The sequence below is a fragment of the Longimicrobiaceae bacterium genome, assembly GCA_035696245.1.
Taxonomy (GTDB): Bacteria; Gemmatimonadota; Gemmatimonadetes; order Longimicrobiales; family Longimicrobiaceae; genus DASRQW01.
Window position 1 is genome coordinate 1 of sequence record DASRQW010000197.1, and the last position, 8,150, is coordinate 8,150.

Genomic DNA, 8,150 nt, shown 5'->3' on the forward strand with positions numbered 1-8,150 from the left:
CCCCCGCCGGGTGCGGTCCCGAACGGCTCTTCGCGGGCCGTTTTGCGTCCGGGAACGTCGGTGGATGCGCATCTCCCGAACCGTGCTTCCCTCTCCCGTGACCGAGACTCGAATCCTCCGTGCGCATCCGCGAATCGCTCGTGCGGAGGCGCGGCCGCCGCGCGTGCGGGAGATGCGCGGGCGCGCAGGTGCGGACCGGCGGCGGATGCTGTAGAATTACGGCGAATTCGTACGGCTCCGCCCCGCGTCCGCAGCCGAACGCGATGCGGAGCCGCGCCGGCCCCGATCCAATCGTCCAGAGCCCATCGTCATGCCACGCTCCTCCATCGCCGACCTGCTCGCCGGGCGGGTCCAGCCCGGAACGCCCGTCACCATCAAGGGCTGGGTGCGCACCCGCCGGGACAGCAAGGCGGGCCTCTCGTTCGTGAACGTGCACGACGGGTCGGGCTTCGCGCCCATCCAGGTGGTCGCCGGGAACGAGCTGCCCAACTACGCGGCCGAGGTGCAGCGCCTCACCAGCGGCTGCGCCGTGGTGGTGCACGGCGAGCTGGTGCCCACGCTTGGCCGCCCGCAGCCGGTGGAGATCAAGGCGGCCGAGGTAGAGGTCGTGGGCTGGGTGGACGACCCGGAGACGTACCCCATCCAGCCCAAGGCGCACTCGTTCGAGTACCTGCGCCAGGTGGCGCACCTGCGGCCGCGCACCAACACCTTCGGCGCGGTGGCGCGCGTGCGGCACACGATGGCGATGGCCGTGCACCGTTTCTTCGACCGGCGCGGCTTCTTCTGGGTGCACACGCCCATCATCACCACCAGCGACGCCGAGGGCGCGGGCGAGATGTTCCGCGTCTCCACGCTGGACCTGCTGAACGTGCCGAAGACCGCCGACGGCGAGGTCGACTTCTCGCAGGACTTCTTCGGGCGCCCGGCCAGCCTCACCGTGTCCGGCCAGCTCAACGTGGAGGCGTACGTCCAGGCGCTCTCGAACGTCTACACCTTCGGGCCCACCTTCCGGGCCGAGAACTCGAACACCAGCCGTCACCTGGCCGAGTTCTGGATGATCGAGCCGGAGATCGCCTTCGCGGACCTGAACGACGACGCCGACCTGGCCGAGGCGTTCCTGAAGTCGATCTTCACCGACCTGCTGGCCGAGCGCGGCGACGACATGGCGTTCTTCGCCGACAAGATCGACCCCAAGGCCATCGAGCGGCTGGAGGGGTTCATCGCCAGCAGCTTCGAGCGCATGGACTACGGAGAGGCGGTGCGGCTGCTGGAGAATTCCGGCAAGAAGTTCGAGTTCCCCGTCTCCTGGGGCACCGACCTGCAGAGCGAGCACGAGCGCTACCTCACCGAGGAGCTGGTGGGCCGGCCGGTGGTGGTGATGAACTATCCCAGCGCGATCAAGTCGTTCTACATGCGCCAGAACGACGATGGGAAAACCGTGGCGGCGATGGACGTGCTCGCCCCCGGCATCGGCGAGATCATCGGCGGGTCGCAGCGCGAGGAGCGTCTGGACGTGCTGGACGCGCGCATGGACGCAATCGGGCTCGACAAGGAGACGTACGGCTGGTATCGGGACCTGCGTCGCTACGGCACGGTGCCGCACGCCGGTTTCGGGCTGGGCTTCGAGCGCGTGATCCAGTACGCGACCGGCATGGCCAACATCCGCGACGTCATCCCGTTCCCGCGTACGCCCGGCACGGCCGAGTTCTGAGCGGTTCGTGAGATGCACGGCGGGCGCCGGGAAGATCCTCCGGCGCCCGCCTTCCACCGCCTGACCCTGCCTCATCTCCAGCCGCTTTCCACGGTCATCGACAAGCTTCCGCCATCGCCGGCCGATCCAGGACACCCGGCACGCGTCGTACAGGGACGACGTGGGTAACACCTCTACTCGCCCGTGATTCCTCGTCCCTTCCGATGATGATCGCCACCACATTTCTCCTATCCTCGCTCGCCATGCTCCCGCCGGCCCCGGCCGCCTCGCGTGCGGACGTCGTGGCGTCGGGCGCGGACACGCTTCCACAGGCGGCGCGAGACACGGTTCCGCAGGCGCTGGCCGCCGCGGCCGTCCGCTACCTCCGCGAGCACGGGGTGGAGCGGCCCAACGGCAAGCTGGAAATCTGGAGCAATTCCACGCGCAGCCCCGTGCGCGCGCAGCTCTCCGAGAGCACGGTCGCGCCGGAGACCGCCCGCGGCCTTTTCCCGCTGATCGAGCGGTACGCGGCCGAGTGGCCGGGCGCCGGACCGCTCCTGTCCACCATCCGCCTGGACGCGCCGGACGGGTACGCACCGATGCGCACCGCCGTAGACAGCGCCGCGGCCGAGCAAGGCCCGCGGCTGGAGAACGGCGGGCACGTGCAAGACGTGATGCACCATCTGCTGCGCACGCACTCCCCGCCGGCCCGCGGGCAGATGAACCGCGCCATCCCCGCCGTGCTCCGCATCCGCGTGGGCGCCGACGGTGCGCCGGAGATGGTGGACGTCGCGCGCCTCACCGGCGACGCGGAGCTCGACGAGTACCTGGTTCCCCTCGCCTTCGAGATGCGCTTCCAGCCCGCGCGCCTGGGCGGAGCTGCGGTTCCCTCGTGGGTTTCCATGCCGCTCACGCTCGAGTGGCACTGACACGTCCTCAACACTCCACCCATTCCGTTCCCCAATGCCCACTCCATTGATCGCATCCGTCCTGGCGCTCGTCCATCTCTCCGGCGCCCCCGCGGCGCACCGTCCCGCGGAGTACGTCCGCTCCGTCGTCCAGGCAGCCCGCCCGGCTGCGGACGACACCGTGCCGCTCGCGCTCGCCGCCCAGGTGGTGCGGTATCTCCAGGAGAACGGCGTGATGCAGCCTACCGGGCGCCTCATCTTCTGGACCGACACGGCTCGCACGGAGCTGCACATGCAGCTCGCCGGCAGCAACGTCGCGCCCGAGGTCGCACGCGGGCTCCGCCCCATCGTGGAGCAGTACGCCGCGGCCTGGCCGGGCAGCGGCCCCATCCGCGCAGCCATCCGCCTGGACGCTCCCGACGCCTACCTCGTGGACCCGCCGCTGAAGATGTACCGCACGGCGGCCGCGCCGGAGGTCTCGAACGTCCGCCACGTGCAGGACCTGATGCGGCAGATGCTCGACATCCACTCGCCCACCGCGCCCGAGCGGGCGTATCGGCCCATCCCGGCCCTCCTCTCCATCCGCGTGGGGGCGGACGGCAGCCCGGAGATCGTGAACGTCACCCGCCTCACGGGCGACCCGGAGCTGGACGACCTGCTGATCCCCCTCGCATATGAAATCCGGTTCCGCCCCGCCCACCTGAACGGCCATGGCGTCGCGGTGTGGGTGAGCATCCCGTTGAACATGGAGTTCGCCGGCTGAGGCTTTCCCTTCGACGAGAACGGCCGTGGCGCCTCAAGAGGTACCGCCGTGCGGTTCTCCCTCTCAACCTGACCTTCAATGCACTCGGCTGCACCGATGATCACGATTCTCCTCCTCTCCGCCATAAGCACGTCCTGGCCTGCTGCGCACGCATCCGCCGCCCGCGATACGCAGCTCGCCGACACGGTTCCCGGTCTCCGCGAAACGGGATCGCTCGCACTCGGGGCCGCCGCGGTGCGCTACCTCCACGAGAAGGGCGTGGAGCATCCGGACGGGCGGCTTCAGTTCTGGACAGATTCCGCGGGCGGCCCTGTCCACGTGCAGCTCGCCGGCGGCACGCTCTCGGACGAGGCGGCCGCGGGTCTCGTCCCGCTGGTGCGGCAGCACGTGGCGGCTTGGCCGGAGAGGGGCCCCATCCGCGTCGCCATACGCCTGGACGTGGCCGACGCCTACCTCACCGACCCGCGCACGCCCGCCCCACACGAGGTGGAGCAGCTCCCGGCGATGACGAACCCCCGTCACGTGAGGAACATCATGCTCCTCATGCTGGACGCCCATTCGCCCGTGGAGGGCTCCCCTCGGCGGCGTTCATCGCCCGCGGAGCTGCTCATGCGCGTGGGCCCGGACGGCATCCCCACGATCGTGGAGGTCAAGCGCCTCACCGGCGATCCGGAGCTGGACGAGTACCTTCTCCCTCTGGCGTACGAGGCGCGGTTCGAGCCCGCGCGGGTGAACGGCCAGCCCGTCACCGTGTGGGTGACCGTCCCCCTGAACCTGAACTTCGACAGGTGAAGCACGGCCGCGCTCCAGCTTAGCGCGGGGAAACGGCAGATGAGGGCGTGCGACGCGGGATGCGACGTACGCCCTAGTCGCATCTACCGGTGTCGGTGCCTCGGATTGGACGAGCGGCCGTGGACGAGCGCCGACGGGCGATTTCGCCACGCAGCGCGCCTCGGTAGATTGGCGGGGAGTAGGGCGCCGGCCCCCGCGCGCCCGCGATCCACACGCCGACCTCGATCATGCCCCAGCTTCCCAGCCGCGAAGACGCCCTGGCGCTCGTGCACGAGCACGTGCAGAGCGAGTCCCTGCGCCGCCACATGTACTCGGTGGAGGCCGCCTGCCGCGCCTATGCCCGCAAGTTCGGCGAGGACGAGGAGCTGTTCGGCTTAGCCGGCCTGGTTCACGACTTCGACTACGAGCGGTTCCCGGACGAGCACCCTCTGCCCGGCGTGGCGATCCTGCGCGAGCGCGGCTACCCGGACGAGGTGGTGCACGCTGTGCAGGCGCACTACGCCGCGCGCACGGGCGTGCAGCCCGAATCTGTGCTGGACCGCACCCTCTGCGCCTGTGACGAGGTCACGGGCCTGGTAACCGCGGCCGCGCTCGTCCGCCCCTCGCGCTCGGTCATGGACCTGGAAGCCAAGTCCGTGCTGAAGAAGTTCAAGGACCGCGCGTTCGCCGCCGGCGTGGACCGCGAGGAGGTGCAGCACGCCACCGAGCGCCTGGGCGTGGACCTCAAGGACCACGTCCAGTTCGTGATCGAAGCCATGCGCGGCGTCGCCCCGGCGCTCGGCCTCGAAGGCACGCCGGCCTGACACGGCGGTTGCGTGCGGCTCGCTGTCACAGCTCCGAACCGCGCGTGACCGTCGGGAGCAGCCCACGAAGGTGGGCTTCGTGCCGTCGTAGCCCGCGGGTTTACCCGCCAGGGCGATGCCGCCGGGCTGGACCCGCCGGCTCGCTGCCGAGCGCCGACATCGGACGCCGTGCATCTCCCGAAACAAGAAGCCTCCCCGGACGCGAACGTCGGGGGAGGCTTCTCCGCACCTTGAGCAGCCTGCGGCTACTTCGGCAGGCGGTAGCCGAGGACGTCGGCCTTGGGGTACGTGCTGACCTTCACCTGATTGCTCTGGTTGCCGCCCAGCACGCTGATGCGGTCGCCCTGCGTCTCCAGGTAGAACGCCACGTGGCCGGACGTGGGGCTGGTGCCGCGCTTGAACACCACCACGCAGCCGTGTACGGGCGGGCTCACCTCCTGGCCCCAGCCCAGCCACGAGCGCGCGTTGGCCTCGCCGCTGCCCTTCACGCCCGCCTGCTTCATGCACCAGTTCACGAACGACGAGCACCACGCCGTCTCGTCGTCGGTGGCGCGTAGCGAGGTGCACGCCGCGTACTCCACGATGCGGGGGTTGTTCTTGGCGCCCTCGTACTCCTTCACCCCGATCTCGCCGTGCGCGGCCGAGAGCCAGGCGAACTCCTTCCCGCCGGACGGCGCGGCCGCGGGCTGCCCCTGCGGTTGGGCGGCGGCGGCCTCGCTGGCGAACTTCGCCGAGATCCAGCCCGTCACGGCGGCCGCGCGAACCTGGAACCACGCGCCGTCAGGAGACGTGTCCACCTTCTCCACCTTCGAGCCCTGCGGAAGCTGCACCAGCACCTTCGCGTCGGTGCTCGCCGTCTCGCGCACGTTGAGCGTGGACGCGGTGGTCGTGAGCGTCACCGCGGGCGCCTCCACCGCGTACTGCGCGGAGATCCAGCCCGTGACCGGCAGGTCCACGGTGCCCGCGCGGATCTGGAACCACTGCCCGTCGGGCGAAGCCTCCAGCTTCTGCACCCGGAAGTTGCGGGGCAGCTGAATGAGCACCTTGGCATCTTTGCTGGGGGTCTCACGGACGTTGAGCGTGCTGGCGTTGACGGCGAGCGTAGACATGCGGTGCTCCTGAGGCGGGGAGGATGATGCGGGGCCGCGATCTGGCGGCGGTTCCGCGTGGATGAGCGTGAGATGCAGCAACGGGCGGGAGATGGCACTCTCCGCGGGGCAATCACCGTACCGCCTGAGGCTCACTGCGCTGTTTCTACATAAGTCTTTGATACTACGTAGGTTAGTTCGGCAGATGGCGTCCGGCGAAGCGGTCCGGCAGCGCCGGTTCCGAGACATCGGTTTCCCATCTGGGACAGCGGTGCCCCACCACGTTTGGCGGATGCGGTTCAGGCGTTGACGCCGTTGATCTTCCCCCACTCGGCCTTCAACCGCTCCAGCAGGAGCGCGACGGGCGAGCCGGGGATCGCGGCGTACTCCGCGCGGTCTTCCAGGATGAACTTGATGAGCACGAAGCAGATGGTCGCCGCGCCCACGCGCTCCAGCCGCGCGAGCTGCGACGGATCGTCGAACCAGAGCGTGGTCGCCATCCCCTCGGCCTTCTGCGCTTCGGCCACCAGCTTCGGGTTGGGCCGCAGCCAGGGATACTTCGCGAACAGCTTGGGGCGGCTCTCCTCCAAGCCGTAGATGAGGCACGCCATCCGCCGGTGATCGAACCGCTTGTCCTGGAATACGTTGTCGTAGATGAGCCCGCGGATGCGCTTCATGAACACCGACGAGGTCAGCGCCAGCATCGACGCGGCACGCAGCTCCGCCATCCCCGCCGCTTCGGCCACGGTGAGGTTGCGGATGTCCTTCCACAGGTGCTCGATGTGGATCTGGCTCCGCGCCGCGGCGGCGCCCATCACGACCCGATGCCGCAGCCACGCCAGCCCCGCGACCGTGCCCAGCGCCAGCAGGGCAGGGACGACGTACAGCAGCCAGTCGTGCAGGCCGCCCTTCCAATGTTGCCGGGCGTTCCCGGCCAGCACCGAGAGCGATCCGGCCGCCAGCGCGAACAGCAGCCAGCCGAGGATGCTGACCATGCGGATGGTCACCCACCCCGGCTTCCGCGCCGGCGGGTAGGTGAACAGCGACTCCTGGCGCGGGCTGGTGTCGGAGATGAGCAGCGTTGCCGCCGCGCCGCGGTTGTACGCCAGCACCAGGCTGTCCACGCCCTGGTTGTCGTAGATGCCGCCGTCCATCAGCGGCAGCCCGCCGTCGAACATCGGGCCGAGCTTCTGGCGCGCCTCGTCCAGCGGGAAGTCCGCCGGCCAGGCGAAGTCGTCCGGGAAGCGGATGGGCTCGAACGCGCCGGGGAAGCACGACGAGGCGGCCACGATGTCGGCCAGGCGGACGTGGTCGGCCACGTCGCGGCGCATCCACACGTTGCCGTTGCCTATCCTCGCCTGCGCGTTGTCGCTGCGCCGGAAGCGGAAGTCCACGCCCGTGCGGAACTCCGTGCTGTTGAAGATCATCTCGCGCAGCGGCAGCCGCGCGTCGAACAGCTCGCCGAACTTCCGGTCGCCCAGGAAGTCCGGCGCCGCATAGATCCTCGCCGCGGACCGGATCAGGCTCGGCCACTCGAGTTCGCCGTGCCGCCGGTGCCCCGCCACGTGCCGCAGCGCCTCGCGGATCACGTTCGTCCGCAGCAGGAACGCCCGGAACCCCTCGCTGAACTCCCCGAACGCCTTCCCGTCCAGCACCGACACCACCCACGCCGCCCCCACGATGCTCCCCCCGGACACCGTCGAAAGCGCCGCCACACTGGGCAGCAGCCCCACGCCGTGCAAGAAGCCGAGGACGCCCAGGTGGAAGCCAGCCGCACGGTACCCGCCGCCGGAGAGCGAGAGGGCGATGTCGCCGAGAGGGCGCGCAGGCGTAGGCTCCGGCGGCGGCTGGGCGGTGCCGGGCGCAGACGTGGCGTCGTCGGAGCCATTAGCGAAGCCGACGGCGGAGATCTCCGGGGCGGGAGCGGAGTCAATCATGGGCTGACGCTCAGGGAGGGGGCGGGGGACAGGATGCGTAAGTGGCGCCTGAACGGCGCGTGGGTCGCTAACCGGATACCCGATCGCGCGCAATTCATGCGATTTCCCGTTCCCTTGGGCGCAGGATCGGACCCAGGACCTCGCCTATAGCAGAGGCGTGGGCAATAAC

General features: G+C 69.9%; 7 protein-coding genes. 5 read left to right on the forward strand and 2 right to left on the reverse strand.

From position 1 onward, the window contains the following. The first annotated feature begins 310 nt into the window (after positions 1 to 310). From asnS to VFE05_09370, 5 genes are all read left to right on the forward strand, one after another. Positions 311 to 1,711, forward strand: coding sequence for an asparagine--tRNA ligase (gene asnS, locus VFE05_09350; GenBank protein ID HET6230262.1), 1,401 nt, complete (start codon positions 311 to 313; stop codon positions 1,709 to 1,711). A gap of 203 nt (positions 1,712 to 1,914) precedes the next feature. After that, the gene (locus tag VFE05_09355; protein HET6230263.1) at positions 1,915 to 2,619 is read left to right on the forward strand and encodes an energy transducer TonB; all 705 of its coding nucleotides are present in this window, start codon (positions 1,915 to 1,917) and stop codon (positions 2,617 to 2,619) included. 34 nt (positions 2,620 to 2,653) lie between these two features. Next, positions 2,654 to 3,361: a hypothetical protein gene (locus VFE05_09360; protein HET6230264.1), complete on the forward strand. Its 708-nt coding sequence runs from the start codon at positions 2,654 to 2,656 to the stop codon at positions 3,359 to 3,361. Positions 3,362 to 3,457: 96 nt separating this feature from the next. Continuing rightward, positions 3,458 to 4,153, forward strand: a complete 696-nt coding sequence (locus tag VFE05_09365; protein HET6230265.1) for an energy transducer TonB — start codon at positions 3,458 to 3,460, stop codon at positions 4,151 to 4,153. Between the two features lie 227 nt (positions 4,154 to 4,380). Next, positions 4,381 to 4,956 carry an HD domain-containing protein gene (locus VFE05_09370; protein ID HET6230266.1) on the forward strand — a complete coding sequence of 192 codons (576 nt, stop codon included), beginning with the start codon at positions 4,381 to 4,383 and terminating at the stop codon, positions 4,954 to 4,956. A gap of 245 nt (positions 4,957 to 5,201) precedes the next feature. Here the strand turns inward: VFE05_09370 and VFE05_09375 are convergent, their stop codons facing one another. Together VFE05_09375 and VFE05_09380 are read right to left on the reverse strand one after the other, a co-directional pair. Next, a complete protein-coding gene (locus VFE05_09375; protein HET6230267.1) occupies positions 5,202 to 6,065 on the reverse strand; it encodes a TIGR02594 family protein in 864 nt (287 codons plus the stop codon). Between the two features lie 278 nt (positions 6,066 to 6,343). Continuing rightward, a complete protein-coding gene (locus VFE05_09380; GenBank protein ID HET6230268.1) occupies positions 6,344 to 7,981 on the reverse strand; it encodes a patatin-like phospholipase family protein in 1,638 nt (545 codons plus the stop codon). Positions 7,982 to 8,150 lie beyond the last annotated feature (169 nt).

Coding starts and splice junctions, on each gene's coding strand:
- asnS (HET6230262.1), top strand. CDS start 311: ATGCCACGCTCCTCCATCGCCGACCTGCTCGCCGGGCGGGTCCAGCCC.
- VFE05_09355 (HET6230263.1), top strand. CDS start 1,915: ATGATGATCGCCACCACATTTCTCCTATCCTCGCTCGCCATGCTCCCG.
- VFE05_09360 (HET6230264.1), top strand. CDS start 2,654: ATGCCCACTCCATTGATCGCATCCGTCCTGGCGCTCGTCCATCTCTCC.
- VFE05_09365 (HET6230265.1), top strand. CDS start 3,458: ATGATCACGATTCTCCTCCTCTCCGCCATAAGCACGTCCTGGCCTGCT.
- VFE05_09370 (HET6230266.1), top strand. CDS start 4,381: ATGCCCCAGCTTCCCAGCCGCGAAGACGCCCTGGCGCTCGTGCACGAG.
- VFE05_09375 (HET6230267.1), bottom strand. CDS start 6,065: ATGTCTACGCTCGCCGTCAACGCCAGCACGCTCAACGTCCGTGAGACC.
- VFE05_09380 (HET6230268.1), bottom strand. CDS start 7,981: ATGATTGACTCCGCTCCCGCCCCGGAGATCTCCGCCGTCGGCTTCGCT.